An 18,458-nucleotide genomic window follows, 5' to 3' on the forward strand; every position below is an offset into this window, starting at 1 on the left:
TTTGTAATTTCTTAGGGCTAAATCGTTTTGAGTTTTTTCGTTAATTAGTGTCTGCGGTATTTTTTGGTATTGTTCGCTATGGCTGAACTTCGAAGGATTTATTGTTTTGAATCTTTGGCATATAAAGGTGTTACATTTATTTTTAGAACGTTTTTACAAGATTTATCGGGGTTAGATTCACTTATATTCCTGTCTAAAAATTAATTTATCGACAGATGCGCAAACGTTTGGAACAACAAATGGAACTGGGGTAAAGCCGATCGAAGAAACCCTTGTACGGTAAAAAAGTCGCGAGGACATCACTGCGCTGATAAAGGCCCTATTGATAATTTATACGTCACCTTCCTACAATGAGCGAGTCTTTTCCGTTCTGGAAGAAAAGATTTTATTGGGCAAGAAGGCAATGGGTTGCTCAGGACCTACCTTACTGCAAATTTTCGTGCTGGCGCAGTTCCCGTCTGGCCTTGCGCATCGATTATGACCCTTTGGACGATATGTGCTCCCATCATAGTGGATTGCGCCAACCATGGGGTATAGACAATTGTACCGATTTCGGTTCCGACAGGTTCATTGATTTTGGGTACGGCCGTATTGTGGATAACATACGTTTATTGGACGATGGCACCCTAGGGCTTCTCAACGAGGTGATCGTCGATTTCGGCTCTAGAGATATCTGTAAAAAAAAAGATGCGGAGGCATTATCCGTAAAAGCGATAGTTACGTCGTGGAGTCTAATGTCTATTTCCCCACCGGCTAAAACCTCCTTTGGGACTGCGCCCGCAAATCGTTGGATACCATAGAAAAGATAGCTGAAATATCCTACCCGGGCTGGCTGGAGAAAGACCAAGGATTGGAGAAGGGCGCTAAACAACGGTTGCCGTTCTTTGGGCAAGGCCCACGCCGGAAAGAACAAGGAACAGCATGAAAAAAGGGTTCTTCAGTAAGGAGATACAATGACAGCTCTGTTTGAAAAGATACGAGCTTGTTTGGGCGATGGCACATAAACTGCGCAATGCAATAGGGCAGCGGGACGAGTGGTATACTTTGGAGGGGATGATAGAGAAGGACGAGGGTTATTTCACCATAGAGGTGAGTGAAAAGGACCATAGGACGCAGAAGGTCATTCGTGGCGGCAAGACCAAGTCGAATGTAATGGTAATGGCGGAAAGTACGATGCTCTAAGATTTGGAGACTGGAAAGGTAGAGAGACATTTGCTACTTCAATGCCACGGTGCTCTTGGAATATCAGACTAAGCGTATGGACGATACTTTTAAGAACGCCATAGGGGAGAGCACGATAGTTTTCACGGACAAGAGCACCTCTTATGTTAATATTTTCGATTACGTAGAACTGCACATTAGTGAAAAATCGGACGAAAAAACAATCAAGGAAACACTAAAATGGGTGCATATTACAGTAAGCAACCCCAAAAGGAACTTCGTTGTAACCTATCATAAAATCAAAAAAAAATATCACCAGCTTTTCTTTTACGAGTTTATTTACTAGCTCAATAGAAAATATTTTGGAGAAAAGTTGTTCGATAGGCTTATAATAGCCAGCATTACTGCTGTTAGAAAATAAACGGATATACACATAAAAGTATGTTAATTTAATCTAAATAAGCTTTGTAGATGTAATTTTCAGTATTATTTTTGCATAAATTATTTTTATACAATATAGTAAAACCATTTAAATTATAATAATTATGTATCAAAAAAAAATGAAAATGACAATCTGTACCAGTAAGAAAATTGCGTTGAGCCTATTTGTAGTAGTAGGTTTATTTACATCGTGTTCCGATGATGACGATGAAGTCATAGTAACACCAACCTTAACAGTACCAACGGAGTATTTGTCAACTAACTTTAATGCCAACGTTGTAGCAGAAAATACAGTTATAGATGAATTATCTGTAGTTACTTCTGCTGCTAATGCAGCCGAGGCTAATTCACAAACTGCAACCGTTGCGGCTATTTCGTACCCAGCAACACTTTCAGCAGTAACGTTACCAAGCTATCGTGCTTTAATGAATGATTGGCTAGTAGAGTTAGTAGCGTCTTCAAACTCTCCAGACGCATTTCAAAACCCTGGTTTTGGCGGTTCACCTGAAATGGGACAAGAAGGGGGTCTTTTAGGAACACGCTTATTGGACGAAAATGGTTTAGAGCTAGAACAAATGTTACAAAAAGGATCTTTTGGTGCTGCTTTGTATAACCATGCCATTACTGTGGTTAACGGTATCAAAAACGGTAGTGAAGGTTTTGAAGATAGTGGAGCTATTGATAGATTGGTAGAAATTCATGGTGCAGATATGGCTTTTGATGTATCAAACACGACTGCTGCCGCAATCTATTCAAGAAGACGTTCTAATCTTAGCGCTGAAACAGGTTTTTTCTTTGATATTAAGCGGAATCTAATCACAGCAAAAGCCGCTATGGAAGCTGGCGACGATTTTACTACGGAAAGAGATCAAGAACTTGACGATTTTTTAATGAATTGGGAATTATCAAATTATGCTACGGTAATTTATTATTGTCATGCGACAAAAGTTCAATTAACTGCTGGATTTGCCTTAGAAGATGGTCCAGATAAAGATGCGGCTTTAGGTAATGCACTTCACGCTTTTGCAGAAGGTGTTGCATTTGCGCATGGGTTTAAAGGCGTTTCTGAAAAAATGATTACCGATGCTGAAATCGATACTATTTTAGCAAACTTTTTAGCATTAGAAGGGCAAATCCCTGAAAGTTTTAGGTTTTTAAATGAAACAGACTTATTTGCCAACCTTGATGAAGTTATAGCCGATTTAAAAGCTACTTATAATTTCACTGATGCTGAGGTTATAAGTTTCTATGTAAACAATAATCCATAAATATATTCATTAATACAAAAAATGGAAGCTTGCTTACCTAGTAAGTTTCCATTTTATAAAAAAATATTGAGCTATGAAATATTTTAGATTGATTTTCCCTTTTATACTAGTGTGTTTGTCCGCTATTGTTTGGAGTTGCAGTGATGATGATTCTGTTATTGAAAGTACTGAGATTTTTGACAGACAAGCAATGCTTGCTAATTGGTCAGATAATATAATAATTCCGGCCTATCAAGCCTTTAGTACAGAGGTTGATGCTTTAAAGTCAGCAGTAGAAGCTTTTGAGACACAGCCAAACGAAGCCAACTTAAATACAGTACGCCAAGAATGGGAAGCGGCGTACATCGCTTGGCAGAATATAGCTATGTTTAACATCGGGCCAGCTGAAACTACCTTTATGAGAAGCTTCATAAATACCTATCCTGCAAATGTTAGTAGTATTAATACAAATATAAGTACAGGTGATTATGCTTTGCAAGCAGCTAATGCTAATGACGAGCAGGGTTTTCCTGCTTTAGATTATTTGTTATTTGGTTTAGCAGATAGTGATGCCCAAATTCTTGAGTTCTACACTAGTAATGTAAATTCGAGTAAGTATATAACCTATCTTACAGAGCTTGTAAATCGCATAAACGTAATTGCAAATCAAGTTGTTGCATCTTGGGAAGGTGATTATAGAGATACGTTTGTAAACAATAGCGGTGCTGCTTCAAACAGTTCAACTAATAAATTACTAAACGATTGGATGTTTTATTATGAAGTAGTTTTTAGAAATGGAAAAATTGGATTTCCTGCAGGTGTTTTTTCTGAAGGTTCAACGTTGCCACAAAACGTAGAGGCATTTTATAAAAAGGATTTGTCTAAGACATTATGCCTAGAAGCTTTAAACGCCTTTCAAGATTTTTTTAATGGAGAAGCCTTTGAAGGAACAACCAGAGGCGAAAGTTTGGCAAGTTACTTGCATTTTTTGAATACTATGAAAAATGGTGAGGATTTATCACGCATTATTAATAATCAGTTTGATTTGTCAAGAACAGCGATGTCAAATTTGGATGATAATTTTTTCAATCAAATAAACACAAATAATAACGTAATGCTAGTTGCTTTCGAGGAATTACAAGCAAGTGTTGTTTTGTTGAAATCAGATATGTTTTCAGCCTTGAGCGTGGCCGTTGAATTTGAAAGCGGTGATGGTGATTAAATTATGTTAGAAAAATACACTACATATTTACAACATCCTGAAAAGGCCGCACCACTTGCGGTCTTTCGGATTTTATTTGGTGGTCTTATGATTTTTTCAACCTTACGGTTTGTATCACAAGGTTGGGTCAACAAATATTATATAGAGCCCAGTTTTCACTTTAAGTATTACGGTTTTGAATTTGTTACAGCATTTGGTCAATACACCTATATACTATATGCAATTACACTTTTATCTGCAATAGGAATCGCCCTAGGCTATAAGTATAAAACCGCTACTATTTTATTTTTTCTAAGTTTTACGTATTGTGAACTTATTGATAAAACATATTATCTTAATCACTACTATTTTGTAAGTATCATTGGGTTTTTACTTATTTTTTTACCAGCAAATTGCTATTTTTCAATTGATGCCTACCGGAATTCTAAAATAGCGTTTCGTAAAATACCGAGATATAATATTTTTGTAATTCAACTGATGTTATGTGTCGTCTATTTTTATGCTGGTCTCGCTAAAATAAATACCGATTGGTTGTTTAAAGCTATGCCCTTGCAAATTTGGTTACCATCGCGATACTATTTGCCAGTACTTGGAGACCTTTTTCAAAAAGAATGGATGCATTATGCCATGAGTTGGTTTGGAATGTTATATGATTTAGCGATTCCTTTTCTTCTTTTGTTTAAAAGAACACGGGTCTTTGGTTTTGTTATGGTGGTTATTTTTCACGTGCTTACACGCGTGCTTTTCCCGATAGGTATTTTTCCGTATGTAATGATTTGTGCAACGCTTATTTTCTTTGATGCTTCATTTCATGAAAAAATTATTAGCTTTTTTAGAAGATTATTCAAAATTAAATTTGTTGAAAATAACACAGCTTTATATTTGATTCCTAATGTTAAAAAGAAGCTTTTAGCTACACTATTCATTACTTTTTTTACATTTCAACTCGTTCTTCCATTTCGGTATATGGTATACCCCGACGAATTATTTTGGACAGAAGAAGGGTATCGCTACTCCTGGCGTGTTATGCTCATTGAAAAGGGTGGTTATGTCCAATATAAAATTGTAAACCCTAAAACAGGGAATTGGTTTTATGTAGATCACAATAAATTTTTGACGGAGTATCAACAAAAACAATTAAGAACGCAGGCAGATCTTATACTAGAATTTGCTCATTTTTTAGAGAAACATTACAAAGAAAAAGGAATAATAAATCCGGAAGTTTATGTAGAGAGCTACATTGCATTAAACGGCCGTCTAAGCCAGCAATTTGTAAATCCTACTGTAGATTTAACTAAAGTTAATGAGTCCTTTAGTCATAAAGACTGGTTACTACCTTTTAACGATACCATATATGGTTTTTAATAAAATTATACTCTTTATATTATCCATATTTAGTGGCACATTGCTTGGTCAGCACAACTTATCGGGGAATATTATAGACTCAGAAACTCAGACAACAATACCCTTTATTAAAATTTATGATACAACCTCTGGTAAAGAAACTGTTAGCGATGCCGAAGGTGATTTTGTGCTAACGGATTTACAGTCTGGAGCGCATACTATTATCTTCTATAATGAAAATGCTGTCTGGCATGAAGAAACATATGTTTTAGTTGATAACAAAAACGTAAGTGTAGCTGTAAATAGAACGATTAGCCTATCCGAAGTTATAATTCAAGCGAAACGAAGAGAAGTCTTTAATTTAAAACGAGCAAAAGATGTAGAAGGTATGACGATATATGCTGGTAAGAAGAGCGAGTTTGTCGTAGTAGATCAAATAGTAGGCAATAAATCTAACAGTAATGCACGGCAGATTTACGCTCAAGTTGCGGGTTTAAATATTTTTGAGAGTAATAATTGTGGTTTACAACTTTCTATTGGCGGGCGAGGTCTAGATCCTAATAGGACTTCAAATTTTAATGTGCGTCAAAATTCTTATGATATTAGTGCTGACGTCTTGGGTTATCCAGAGAGTTACTATACGCCACCTGCCGAAGCTATGGAAGAAATTCAAATTATCCGTGGTGCAGCATCATTACAATATGGCACTCAGTTTGGTGGTCTTATTAATTTTAAGCTTAAATCGCCATCAACAAAGCCTTTAGACATTGTGACGCGCCAAAGTTATGACACCAATTGTGGTTATGCCACATTTAATAGTTTTAGTGGTACTAATGGTAAATTTAGTCATTATACATTTGTGTCCTATAAAAATAATTTAGACGCGGCACCAAGGGCAAACATGAACTTAGAAGCGGTTAACGCTTTTACAAATCTTAATTATAAATTATCAGATAAAACAGCTATTGGACTTGAATACACGCATCTTAGTTATACCGCTCAACAGGCAGGTGGATTAACAGATGCACAGTTTGAAAGAAATCCCTTTTTTAGCAATAGAACTCGAAATTGGTTCGCGGTGAACTGGAATTTACTAACGGCAAAATTAACACATAATTTTTCTGAAGATGAACGGTTTAATGCCATCTTATGGGGAATGAATTCATCGCGTAGTGCTATTGGTTTTAGAACTAATCGTGTTTCCCAGATTGATGATTTAGAAGAACCAAGAGATTTACAAGTTGGGGATTTTCGAAATTGGGGAGCTGAGTTACGTTATTTAAAAAACTATAGTTTAGGTAGTAAAAAATCAACCATATTGGTAGGAACTAAGTATTATCAGGCTTTTAATGAGGAACGTCAAGGTCCAGGAACAGCTGGAAATGATGCTAATTTTAACTTTCAAGATTTTGCGATTGCAAACCTTCCAAGAGAATTAAGACAGTCCGATTTTAACTTTCCCAATCTGAATATGGCATTATTTGCTGAAAATATTTTTTATGTTTCAGATCAGCTATCTATAACACCTGGTATTCGTTTTGAACATATAAAAACAGAAAGTGAAGGTACATTTCGTCTTGTTAATAGAGATTTAGCTGGTAATGCATTACTTGACACGACTTTTGAGGACAATCGAACACGTGATCGTTCTTTTTTATTAATGGGTTTAGGACTCAGCTTTAAGCCTAATGAAGCCTTTGAAACGTACGGTAATTTTTCGCAAAATTACCGATCAGTAACCTTTAGCGATATTAGAATTATAAATCCTTCACTTCAGGTCGATCCTAATATTGATGATGAAAAAGGCTTTACCGCAGATTTGGGAATTCGTGGACGCTACAAACGTATATTATCATATGATGCTAATGTATTTGGTTTATTTTATGAGGGTAGAATTGATGAAGTAATTCGTACAGCAACACGATTGAATGCCTTTGGTGAAACCGTTGAAAATGGTCGGATTATTAGGTTTCGAGGAAATATTGGTGACGCCCTAATTTATGGTTTTGAAAGTTTATCAGATTGGAACATTAGAGAAACTATTTTTCCAGATTATAATGAATTTAAGCTCAATTATTATGTTAATTTTGCTTTTACAAAATCTGTATTTACGTCATCTGAGATTGCTGGTATTGAAGGTAAAGAACTACCCTTTGCGCCAAATGTTAATTTAAGAACAGGATTGAATATGGGTCATAAAAACTTACTGTTAAGCCTTCAATATTCTTATTTGTCCGATCAATTTACAGACGCCTCTAATGCACCACGAGATGTAAATGATAATGTAAGTGGTATTGTAGGAGCTATTCCTGCTTATGGAGTTTTTGATTTATCCTTAAGATATAAATTTAAAAAATATACTTTAGAAACAGGTATAAATAATTTTACTAACGAAATGTTCTTTACGCAAAGAGCTACAGGCTACCCAGGACCAGGAATAATTCCAGCCGCACCTCGTAGTTGGTTCGCAACTGTGCAGTTTCAATTTTGAGGAATCAACTTTTATTATTTCAAAACGATGTATATTTTTAATTCGGATTTAAATGTATTTCTGCTGGTTTTCTTAAACTAGGATAAATATAACAGCTTGCTTTGTCATCTTTTTAGTAATGGTATTTTTTCAATATCATTTTTAAAGCCATATTCATATTTTAGAGTTCTCTTAATATGTTCTGCAACTACAATACTCTCGGTCTTTAAGGCAGTTTAAAGGGAATACTTAGTTTCTTATGAAGCGATCTTCTTGGTCGTATAAACTTGGTGAGGCGGGACTTCTCCTATTTCGGCATTTCCTCTTTTGGTGTTATATAATTCAATATAATTATTTAACATTTGATATAGGTCCGGGTCTCCGTTTGGAGGGTTCTGATATACCTTTTCATTTTTTAGGGACTTACAGAAGTGTTCCCTCATACAGTGTAACAAAGATGATCACGATGGTACATAGTATCATAGCCCAGGAGGTTTTCTAACGGTGCCCCAAAGTAAAAAAGCAGCTTTGGGGCGGAGAGTTTTGGGGTAAGGGTTACTTTGTGAACACCCTCGGCCAGCATGGAACCAGGGACCTCATTGCCAAATATGTCAAAGAACAGGGTATGGAAAAACATTACAAGACGTTAAAAGAAATCATCAGTTGAAATTATTTTAATACCCAGTGGGCTTGCCCCGAAGATTATTTATTTAAAAAAATGTTAAAATCAAATTAAAGTGTAACACTATTGGTTTTCTAACGTCTTTTAAGTAGTTCATCATTAATCAAATTTCGATAAACAGCGTCAATCAACGTTTCGGGATTAAAAACAAACAAGTCATGAGAAAATTAAGTTATGTTATCGTAGCTGCAATGCTATTATCCACAGGTTCTATTTTAGCAACAACTACAGAGCTGCGAGAACCCACCACAAGTATTTCCGCACAGATTTACGAAATGTTATCCGATAATTCATTTGCCGAGGGCGAATGTAATTCGACTGCTCAAGTACGGTTTACGCTAAATGACGAGGGCCAAATCGTAGTACTTTCAGTAGAGACCGAGTCTGTGGATTTGGAACGTTTCGTTAAATCTAGATTGAACTATAAAAAAATTGAAATTTCTAATGTGAAAGAGGGGAAACTGTACACGGTTCCCGTAAGAATTACTTCCTAAACACATTTGAATTAGCTGGAAAATCCTAAGATGTTTGTCTTAGGATTTTTTTTGTTCTTATACTTTAGATTATACCGTAGAAAACCATGTGCAGAAATATGCAATCTTAGAGAGGAGGATCTTATCGAATTAGAAGCGAGTGCCGTAGGGTTGAATCATGTGGATGTAGATGGTAACGATGGTTGTATGGTAAATGGAGCTGGTCTTGCAATGGCGACAATGGATTTGATTAAGATAGCCGGTGGAGAGCCTGCCAATTACTTGGACGTTGAAGGTACTGCGGATGCTAAAAGGATTGAATAGGATTTTCGTATCCTCTTGACGGATAAAGCTGTTAAAGCGGTTTTAGTTAATATTTTTGGTGACCTTGTAGTAAATGGTATTGTAGAAGCCTATAAATATATGGGAGACGCAATGAATGTTCCAATTACCGTTCTCTTACAAGGCACCAATGCAATTATTGTAAAAGAGATTATAGATAATTCTGGACTTGCGGTACATTCTGACGTAGAGTTTCAAGAGGCTGCTGTCAAGGTTAAGGAAGTTTTAGTCTAAGATTAAAGCTTTATTGTACAAGGAAAAGGGATAGCGTTTTACAACGCTATCCCTTTTTTATTTTTGTAAGAATAGATTTTTAGGAACCTTTGTTTGTGATGATCAATCTTCATGAAAACTTATGATTTTTGAACGAGTTCGGTTCGTAGTTAAAAGATGTTACTATTTTTTTATTTAAGTAGAGGGATAAAGTAGCAATTGAAAATCATCCTGTAATTGATAATGTCTATAGTGGTTTGTCGGCAAGCAGAAGAAAGCTGCTATTTCATAAAATTTATTAAAAAAATGTTAAAATCAAATTTTATTGTAACACTAGTGGTTTTCTAACGTCTTTTAAGTAATATATCATCAAATCAATTAATAATCAAATTTCGATAAACAGCGTCAATCAACGTTTCGGGATTAAAAACAAACAAGTCATGAGAAAATTAAGTTATGTTATCGTAGCTGCAATGCTATTTTCCACTGGTTCTATTTTAGCAACAACTACAGAGCTGCGAGAACCCACCACAAGTATTTCCGCACAGATTTACGAAATGTTATCCGATAATTCCTTTTCCGAAGGCGAATGTAATTCGACTGCTCAAGTACGGTTTACGCTAAATAGCGAGGCCCAAATCGTAGTACTTTCAGTAGAGACCGAGTCTCAGGATTTGGAACGTTTCGTTAAATCTAGATTGAACTATAAAAAAATTGAAATTTCTAATGTGGAAGAGGGGAAACTGTACACGGTTCCCGTAAGAATTACTTTTTAAACATATTTGAATTAGCTGGAAAATCCTAAGATGTTTGTCTTAGGATTTTTTTTTGTTCTTATATTTTACATTCGGCACGGCCCTATCTACTTTTTTAAGTTGCCTAGCTTTAAAGCTTTTATCTTGTTCTGGTTTTTTTTCTAATTTTTGCTGTCCTAATAGTACATCTCCTGGGTTTTTTGGATTTTCTTTAGTGCCTCTTAAGTGTATCACCAATCCATTTAGGAAATTGCGTAAAACCTGATCGCCACATTCCATATAATTGGGGTGGTCCTCTTTTCTAAAGAATGCGCCTAACTCGCTCTTAGATATTTTAAAATCAACTAGGGCTAGAATGTCTATGATATCCTCATCCCTAAATTTTAATGCGACACGTAGTTTTTTAAAAACATCATTATTTGTCATAGATTTCTAGTTTTTCGCAAGATATTATAATTTGGACAAAGGTACGCTACCGGTTAAATAAATGCTAGTCCAGTATTCGATTAACAGTTTTTAGAGGTTATCTAAATAGCTGTAAACTAGTTATTACTGGATTATGAACACTCAAAAATAAAAATTAAGGATATTTTCAGAAATGATTTCTTTTGCCAAGGTTGATCATACTATCAAGCAAGCTGAGTATGATTATTTTTTTAATGTGTCACAGCAGCTAGGGGGTGCGTAAAACCGTGTTCAATGAGTTGTTTAAAACTGAAGCCGAACATGTGATACTAAATCACAAGCAGCCTGTTTGGTGCAGTTTAGCCGTCTTATTTTGCTTATGTATGTAGATGATACCCAAAACTTAATAAAATACGGCGTATGCATAATATTAGACTTGCAATGGGTTTTCTGCTATCTGCCATACAGCAAGTGTTGTCCATTATGCATTAGTATCCAAATAGGGTTGTCACGACGGAAGTTATTATTTCTATTTTAAGGCACATTACAACTAAAACCTTCAACTTTTCTACCTTCGTTTTGTTGGTATTCGTAAAGACTTTTCTGTCTTAGGGTGAAATTACCGTAGATACGGTTCATCTAACCAATCATTTTGCAATCACTGCTTGTTGCAGTTCTTAAAACTTCAGAGTTGTTTATTCGTCAGTAGTATCTCCGATTTGTGCGTTTACCATCTTTTATGTTATAAAATAAGACAAAAAGGCAGTTTTTTGTTATGTTAAAATGACAAAAAGTCATATTTACAGCGATGGTATGGGATTTGACTTGGTGAGAGTGTAATAAATGTTTAACCGTATTAAAAAAATATAATTATGAGTTTAATTAAAAGAAATGATATGTTATTCCCTTCACTAATGAACGAGATTTTTAAGCCCGATTGGTTTGGTGGAATGGATGATTCTAAGTTTTCAACTCCAGCAGTGAATATCATCGAAAACGAGACAGGTTTTGAATTAGAACTCGCTGTTCCCGGAAGGGCCAAAGAAGATTTCCATATTGATGTCGATACTAATGTGCTTACTGTTTCGGCAGAGGTAAGGACTGAAAAGGAAACTGAGAATATACATTATACCCGTAGGGAGTTTGCCTACAAATCCTTTAAAAGAGCATTTACCCTTGCGGATTCTATTAATGGTAATGAAATTAAAGCTGACTATGTAAACGGAATTTTAAAGTTTACGTTACCAAAAAAGGAGGAAGCTTTACCAAAACCGAAAAGAAGAATTGAATTGAGTTAGAGGTAAAATAAAATTAATTTAACAAGTGGAGAACGTGCACTTTTAAATTTTAGTTTGGTTGGTTAGTTGATGAAAGTGTCTTGAGAAATCAAGACACTTTTTTATGTTTATCTAAAAAATAAAACTAGATTTTTAGATTTTAAAAAAGGTATAAATCGCATTTCGTTTTTATTTGACTCTTACTTTAAACTATTAAATCTGAGTGAAGTTTTGAGAGTTTTTCATACATAAAAATGGGAGAGAGGAAGGGTTATTTCATCGGTTAGTTTGATTCGAAAATCGGTTCAAAATAGCGATAAGTAGCCCTTATTTTTGGTTGTATTTTCAATGTGATATGCAGCCTGTTTTTAAGTCAAAATAATAGCGTAAATTTAATCTAAACAGATGTGTAATGCTTCCTAAAAGGATACTCTCTTTTACGAGGATAACAATCTTTTTTTTACACCTTTGACGACAGTTCACTTTGTATAAAATCCCTATATTCTATTTGTTAATCACTTAGAATTAAATTTTTAGACTTGTCTAAAAATAATATTAGTTCGTTGTAAACGAATATGTTAATAGTATATATATTAATTAAAAGATTAGGTATTGTTGAAACTGACTATTTATTCCCCTTATCCTCCAAATAAACTAGGCCTCTTGCTCTTGTAGCGCTTTTATTTCATCCCTTAGTTTTGCAGCTTGCATAAAATCGAGTTCTTTAGCAGCTTTTTCCATGGCTTTTCTTTTCTCGCGAATTATCTTCTCAATTTGCTCTTTTGTAAGGTATTCTAAATCGGGTTCCGCAGCTCTTAATTCTTCTTTTTTGAAGTGGTACGTAGAGACTGAATTTTTACTAAGAACATTGTCCAGATTTTTGTTCAGTGCCGTAGGTGTAATATTGTGTTTAACGTTGTACGCAATCTGTTTTTCTCTACGGTAATTTGTTTGGTCAATGGTTTTTTGCATACTTGCCGTTACCTTGTCCGCGTACATAATAGCTCTTCCGTTTAAGTTTCTCGCAGCGCGACCCACCGTCTGTGTGAGTGATCTATTACTACGTAAAAAACCTTCTTTGTCGGCATCTAAGATAGCGACCAAAGATACCTCTGGGAGATCCAATCCTTCCCTTAAAAGATTGACGCCAATTAGCACATCAAAAATACCTTTTCTCAAATCCTGCATAATTTCTACACGTTCCAAAGTATCTACATCGCTATGGATGTATCTGCAGCGTACGCTAATTCTATCCAAGTATTTTGCCAATTCTTCAGCCATACGTTTTGTAAGGGTGGTGACCAGCGTCCGTTCGTCTTTTTCTACACGTAGGTGTATTTCCTCCACTAAATCGTCTATTTGATTTAGGCTGGGTCTTACTTCTATAATAGGGTCTAAAAGCCCGGTTGGTCTAATCAATTGCTCTACAAATACACCTTGGCTCAGTTGTAGTTCGTAATCCGCAGGAGTTGCACTCACGTACAGCACTTGGTTCTGAAGCGCTTCAAACTCTTCAAATTTTAGCGGTCTATTGTCCATAGCAGCTGGCAGACGAAATCCGTAATCTACTAAATTGACCTTTCGCGATCGGTCGCCCCCATACATAGCGTGTACTTGGGGAAGAGTCACATGACTTTCATCGATGACCATAAGGTAATCATCTGGAAAATAATCTAAAAGGCAAAAAGGTCTGGTGCCCGGTTCCCTGCCATCCAAATACCTAGAATAGTTTTCTATTCCCGAACAATACCCAAGTTCGCGTATCATTTCTAAATCAAAATTGGTACGTTCCTCCAATCGCTTTGACTCTAAGGGTTTTCCTATTTCCTTAAAATAGTCGATTTGTTTTACAAGGTCGTCTTGAATGTTATGTATGGCGCCTTGAAGGATGTCTGGGGAGGTAACAAACATGTTAGCTGGATAAATGTTCAAAGTTTGATACACTTCGATTACCGTGTTGTTAAAAGGATCAAAGGCTTCTATTTCCTCTACCTCGTCTCCAAAAAAGTGTATGCGGAAGGCATGGTCGGCATAACTGGGGAACACATCTACAACGTCACCTTTTACTCTAAAATTACCATTTCTAAAGTCTGCTGTTGTCCTAGAATACAAACTTTGTACAAGTTGGTGTAAGAATTTAGTCCTCGCAATTACCTGGTCTTTTTCTATGGTAATTACATTTTTTTGAAATTCTACAGGATTTCCTATACCATAAAGGCAGGATACGGAGGCCACTACTAGTACATCTCTTCTTCCTGATAGTAATGAGGACGTTGTACTAAGTCTTAGTTTTTCTATATCCTCATTTATAGATAAATCCTTTTCAATATATACGCCACTACTAGGAATAAATGCCTCGGGCTGATAATAATCATAATAGGAAACAAAATACTCAACAGCATTATCAGGAAAAAACTGCTTAAACTCAGAATACAGCTGCGCTGCCAATGTTTTATTATGTGCAAGTAATAAGGTTGGTTTTTGTACCTCTTCTATGACGTTGGCAACGGTAAATGTCTTTCCTGAGCCCGTTACGCCAAGAAGCGTTTGATATTTTTCTCCTTGGTTCAGACCTTTGGTAAGTTCTTTAATAGCATTAGGCTGGTCACCTGTAGGTTTGAATTCTGATACAATCTTAAACTTCATCTTGCAAAAATACAAAACGACGTTTCAGAAATGTATGCCATTGCATTTAATTATAGCTTGAAATGAAATACGTTTAGGTGCGTTTAAAAGAAATTCCCGTTTATCGTTTTAAAGAAAAATGACCCTTTAGCTCCTTACCGTCTGCTAGCTTTATTTTGAACCAATAGTCATCTTCTGGCAATGGCCCCGAGTTCCAGGTTCCGTTCCATGTTGGGTTACCCTCGTTTAAATGTGCAACTAGTTTACCATACTTATCAAAAATGGTAATCGAGGAGTTTGTTTTAAAATTCTCATCCATACCTATGAGCCGCCAGTGATCATTGATTCCGTCTCCATTTGGAGTAAAAAATTTAGGATATCCAATTACGGCAGTTTTTTCTAAGGTATTTCCACAGCCGTTTTTATCCCGAACGGTAACTTCGTAAACACCTGGGGAAAGGTTATCAAAAAAATTATCGACTTGGAAACTCACACCATCAATTGCGTACTCGTAATCACCATCTCCTTCTGCGAATACTTGTATTGTATTATTTTCTACCAAGTCTTCTACTTCTATTTGGTTTATGGTAGCTGGATTGGAAGGGGAAACCATAAATGTAAAAGTGTACTCGCATGTTGAATTGGTATCCTGACTGGGGTAGCTAAATCCTACAGTTAGGTTATACATTCCTATTTCAGGCACCATTAAGCTTGACGCTGTGCTAATAATTTCTTCTGTACCTCCTGAAATTTTCGTCCAGCTATACAAATCAAAGCCTTCTGGAGCTTTAATGGTTAGGTTTGGCTCATTGGTGCACAGTAGGTAGTTTTCCTGTAGTTCAACAGTTGGTGTAGGATTTACGATTAAGTTGATGTTGACTATATTTTCACACTGGTTGTCATTTTCCAAACGGGCATAAATTAATGCTGTAGTACTTTCAGGCGTTTGATTTAGTGAATTTTCTTCCAGGGTGGCATCTTCAAGGGTGCTGTAGAAGGAAACTTCGAAGCCCGAAAATTGATTCATTGCTAAGGCAGTTAGGTCAAATACCGATACTAGTTCCGAGTCTTCAGGGTCTAAATCACACTCATAAACTGTAATTGAATTTTCAGATAAAAATGGGATGGGTATGATTTCTAATTCTAAGGCCCCTATATTTGAACAGCCTTCTTCGTTCACTATTTGGTAATATAGGGTTTGGTTAAAAGGTATGCTATTTGTGTAGTTTCGGGTGTTTTCTATAGCTAAGTTATTTTCTCTATCCATAACAGATTCATAAAACGTATAGGTATCTGGCGAACTATTGGTGAGCTGATTGAGGTTTATGGAGGTAATCCCATCCGAGCTATTACTGTCTATATCACATTGCTTAAGATGTAGTATACCACCTTCCGGTTTTGGTCGCAGCAGAATCAATGCTTCACCAATAACTGGGCATTCTTGAGGGTCGGAAAATATGATTTCCAGCTGATATCTACCTGCATCTATCTGTTCGGAAACATCAATTTGTAATCTGGCACCATCCGGATTGTTAAATGGTACGCCGTCTTTTGACCAGTTGTACGCTGCTCCTGAAATCGCCTCTGTTTCTAAGGCAAAGGCTTCTCCTTCGCACAGTTCTAAAAAGTTAGTGGTATTGCCGTTTTCATCAACGATAAGATCTGTTTTGTCAAAAAATGACTGTATAAATGGTGGTAGCCCTTGTGTTCCTGTTTTTCCATTTAGTGAAATGGACCTATGGGCATAATCAGCGGCTATTCCTTTAAGATCTGGGCTATTGATGACGCTCAGAAAGGGGGTTCCGTTATTATAATCATTGGATAACGTGCGATAAATTTTTCCGTTACTACCAATTTGAAGAGCCCCTCTAAAAATAGGCTTACGGTCTAATTCTACTTGTGAATTTTGAATATTTTGGGCTAAAACATCAAATTGGACGAGGAGCGAAACGTAGCTTTCATTTTCTAAAAACTGCGTAGTGTGGGTGTACAAGTACTGCCCTTTAGGAGAAAACTCAATACCATAAGGCAGCTGGTCGGTTCCATTGATAGAAAGTTGTCTTTGATTAGAAAATAGACCACTTTCCGAATCAAAATCATATAACTGAAGACCATAGAACATATTAGCACTAGCCATCATTGCTCCGTTCGGCGCAAATTTTAATGCTCCCCTAGGGTCTTCTATTTGTAAATCTGGAAACCTTGTTTTTATCGATGTTTCTGTAACACCAGCGGTGTTTATCTCAAAAGCGTGGTACGTATCAAACATGGGTAGCCTACCGTTTTCAGAGGCCAAAGTAATTACCCAGATAGATTTATCGAAACAATTCTTTCTTACAGCAGCAATTTTTTCGGAGCAGTCTTGTAAAAGTCTACGATTCTTTTCAATTACGGCTCCATTACCATCATTACGCGAAATATCAACAGTAGAGTAATTAAGACCTCTATCTGGATCGCCATCAAAAACTGAAGTATCTACAGTAAATATATAGTAGATGTTGGGGTCTTCTGGCTTTGGTACAATGATGGCCGACTGTGTACTGGAGGGGTCACCATATAAACCGTTACCATTCTCCATGATATTATGGTTTCTGTCATACACTAAAATACCATCGGTGTAAAACAATAGGTCGCCAAAGGGGTTTGAAATGGTGGCGCAACCTTCAAAGGTGTTCAGTCGGCCGTCTGTAAGCGCGTTGACACTACCATCATTATTAAATTGGAGTCCAGCTTGCTCTCCAAAGTACCAATTTGACGTCTCACCTTGTCCCCAAAATATAAATGGGAACATGAAACCGATTAGGAAAACTAAGGGTCTTATTTTGTTCATAGCGCACTCGATAGCCCTACAATATAATTAAAATAGGTCTTTGAACACTACGTATACCTAGTAAATAGGAAAAACGAATGATGCATTTGATAACCTTCACTAAAAATAAAGGAATACGATGCGGTTTATAAATCTCTTTTTTTCAATAGGGCATAGGATAAATAGATGAAAATTGCTGTCCAAGCTAAAACGATTAAAACCTCGTACCAATGCACATGGTAGTTAAGGTTTATTTTTTCCCCTACTTGGTCCGCTACGGTTTGTACCGCGTCTAGTCTGGTAAAAGGTTCCTTTATTAGATTAAACATGGACTGCAGTGGAAAAAAGCCCATAATAGTATCTGTGGTAGCACCGTCGAATAATTTCCATTGCATTAATCCTCTTGCGATACCTTCAAATATTTGCCATATGATCAAGAAACCTAAGGCAAATGCTGAGCGCTTAACCAGTATACCCAGGAAAAGGCAAAAGGAGAAGAATCCCATGAGCTTCACAAAAAAGGCAAGTATAAATTCAAGATCTGAAAATATTATCGGTAGTTCATCAAAATCAGAATACACCAAGCCAAGAATTAAGGATACTATAAATACAAAGACCGTCGATAGTACCGAAAATGAAATGACAGTTAAGAATTTAGAAAGTATAAACTCTTTTTTGGATAGTCCGTCTATCAGATTCTGTTTTATGGTTTTGTTGCTATATTCGTTTGCCATCATAGAGACAATGACGATAGCTAGGAATAACTTAAAAAAGGCGGTTATAAAAGTGTTAAAATGCCAGATATATGGAAAATTGAAGATGCCAATATCAGCCAAATGGAACTTTATGGGTCCGATATCAAATTTTATTGCGGCTACGAGAGCGATGGAGGTAAGTAAAATAAAATAGGAAATTATAAGGACCTTACTGGCCCTATTGTTCCACAGTTTTATGAATTCTATTTCTAGTAATCGTATCATGGGTTGGATGGC

General features: G+C 36.2%; 13 protein-coding genes and 3 pseudogenes. 11 read left to right on the forward strand and 5 right to left on the reverse strand.

All coding sequences use genetic code 11. The features are described from left to right. Positions 1-350: 350 nt before the first annotated feature. From Q360_RS0119610 to Q360_RS0119640, 6 genes and pseudogenes are all read left to right on the forward strand, one after another. Positions 351-800 (forward strand): hypothetical protein, encoded by a 450-nt coding sequence (locus tag Q360_RS0119610; RefSeq protein WP_027078607.1) that lies wholly within the window; start codon positions 351-353, stop codon positions 798-800. 115 nt (positions 801-915) lie between these two features. Further along, positions 916-1,582: pseudogene (locus Q360_RS26825) on the forward strand (IS1595 family transposase); the annotation flags it as partial. A gap of 139 nt (positions 1,583-1,721) precedes the next feature. Then, a complete protein-coding gene (locus Q360_RS0119625; RefSeq protein ID WP_211251608.1) occupies positions 1,722-2,870 on the forward strand; it encodes a hypothetical protein in 1,149 nt (382 codons plus the stop codon). A 73-nt stretch (positions 2,871-2,943) separates the two neighbouring features. Further along, positions 2,944-4,071, forward strand: coding sequence for an imelysin family protein (locus Q360_RS0119630; RefSeq protein ID WP_027078609.1), 1,128 nt, complete (start codon positions 2,944-2,946; stop codon positions 4,069-4,071). Between the two features lie 3 nt (positions 4,072-4,074). Next, a complete protein-coding gene (locus Q360_RS0119635; RefSeq protein ID WP_027078610.1) occupies positions 4,075-5,436 on the forward strand; it encodes an HTTM domain-containing protein in 1,362 nt (453 codons plus the stop codon). Beyond that, entirely contained in the window at positions 5,426-7,906 is a 2,481-nt protein-coding gene (locus Q360_RS0119640) for a TonB-dependent receptor domain-containing protein (RefSeq protein ID WP_027078611.1), read from the forward strand. The genes Q360_RS0119635 and Q360_RS0119640 overlap by 11 nt, the downstream gene beginning before the upstream one ends. Positions 7,907-8,142: 236 nt before the next feature. Here Q360_RS0119640 and Q360_RS27525 read toward each other — a convergent pair whose 3' ends face one another. Next, on the reverse strand, positions 8,143-8,328 hold the full coding sequence (locus Q360_RS27525) for an IS3 family transposase (protein WP_027078612.1): 186 nt from the start codon (positions 8,326-8,328) through the stop codon (positions 8,143-8,145). Positions 8,329-8,402: 74 nt separating this feature from the next. On the opposite strand from Q360_RS27525, the pseudogene Q360_RS27530 reads away from it, so the two are divergent. From Q360_RS27530 to Q360_RS0119670, 4 genes and pseudogenes are all read left to right on the forward strand, one after another. Next, positions 8,403-8,552 (forward strand): annotated as a pseudogene (locus tag Q360_RS27530) (transposase); the annotation flags it as partial. A gap of 173 nt (positions 8,553-8,725) precedes the next feature. Then, positions 8,726-9,061 carry a hypothetical protein gene (locus tag Q360_RS0119655; RefSeq protein WP_027078614.1) on the forward strand — a complete coding sequence of 112 codons (336 nt, stop codon included), beginning with the start codon at positions 8,726-8,728 and terminating at the stop codon, positions 9,059-9,061. A gap of 69 nt (positions 9,062-9,130) precedes the next feature. Further along, a pseudogene (sucC, locus tag Q360_RS23970) lies at positions 9,131-9,616 on the forward strand (succinate--CoA ligase subunit beta); the annotation flags it as partial. Positions 9,617-10,035: 419 nt separating this feature from the next. Then, positions 10,036-10,371 carry a hypothetical protein gene (locus Q360_RS0119670; RefSeq protein WP_027078617.1) on the forward strand — a complete coding sequence of 112 codons (336 nt, stop codon included), beginning with the start codon at positions 10,036-10,038 and terminating at the stop codon, positions 10,369-10,371. A 39-nt stretch (positions 10,372-10,410) separates the two neighbouring features. On the opposite strand, the gene Q360_RS0119675 is transcribed toward Q360_RS0119670, so the two are convergent. Continuing rightward, the gene (locus Q360_RS0119675; RefSeq protein WP_027078618.1) at positions 10,411-10,776 is read right to left on the reverse strand and encodes a DUF1456 family protein; all 366 of its coding nucleotides are present in this window, start codon (positions 10,774-10,776) and stop codon (positions 10,411-10,413) included. Positions 10,777-11,627: 851 nt separating this feature from the next. On the opposite strand from Q360_RS0119675, the gene Q360_RS0119680 reads away from it, so the two are divergent. Beyond that, on the forward strand, positions 11,628-12,053 hold the full coding sequence (locus tag Q360_RS0119680; RefSeq protein WP_027078619.1) for an Hsp20/alpha crystallin family protein: 426 nt from the start codon (positions 11,628-11,630) through the stop codon (positions 12,051-12,053). Between the two features lie 633 nt (positions 12,054-12,686). On the opposite strand, the gene uvrB is transcribed toward Q360_RS0119680, so the two are convergent. The 3 genes from uvrB to Q360_RS0119695 form a co-directional block, all read right to left on the reverse strand. Next, positions 12,687-14,678 carry an excinuclease ABC subunit UvrB gene (uvrB, locus tag Q360_RS0119685; RefSeq protein ID WP_027078620.1) on the reverse strand — a complete coding sequence of 664 codons (1,992 nt, stop codon included), beginning with the start codon at positions 14,676-14,678 and terminating at the stop codon, positions 12,687-12,689. Between the two features lie 100 nt (positions 14,679-14,778). Next, positions 14,779-17,487: a T9SS type B sorting domain-containing protein gene (locus tag Q360_RS0119690; protein WP_027078621.1), complete on the reverse strand. Its 2,709-nt coding sequence runs from the start codon at positions 17,485-17,487 to the stop codon at positions 14,779-14,781. A gap of 125 nt (positions 17,488-17,612) precedes the next feature. Continuing rightward, positions 17,613-18,446 (reverse strand): ABC transporter permease, encoded by an 834-nt coding sequence (locus Q360_RS0119695; RefSeq protein WP_027078622.1) that lies wholly within the window; start codon positions 18,444-18,446, stop codon positions 17,613-17,615. Positions 18,447-18,458 lie beyond the last annotated feature (12 nt).

This window comes from Maribacter antarcticus DSM 21422 (assembly GCF_000621125.1).
Taxonomy (GTDB): domain Bacteria; phylum Bacteroidota; class Bacteroidia; order Flavobacteriales; family Flavobacteriaceae; genus Maribacter; species Maribacter antarcticus.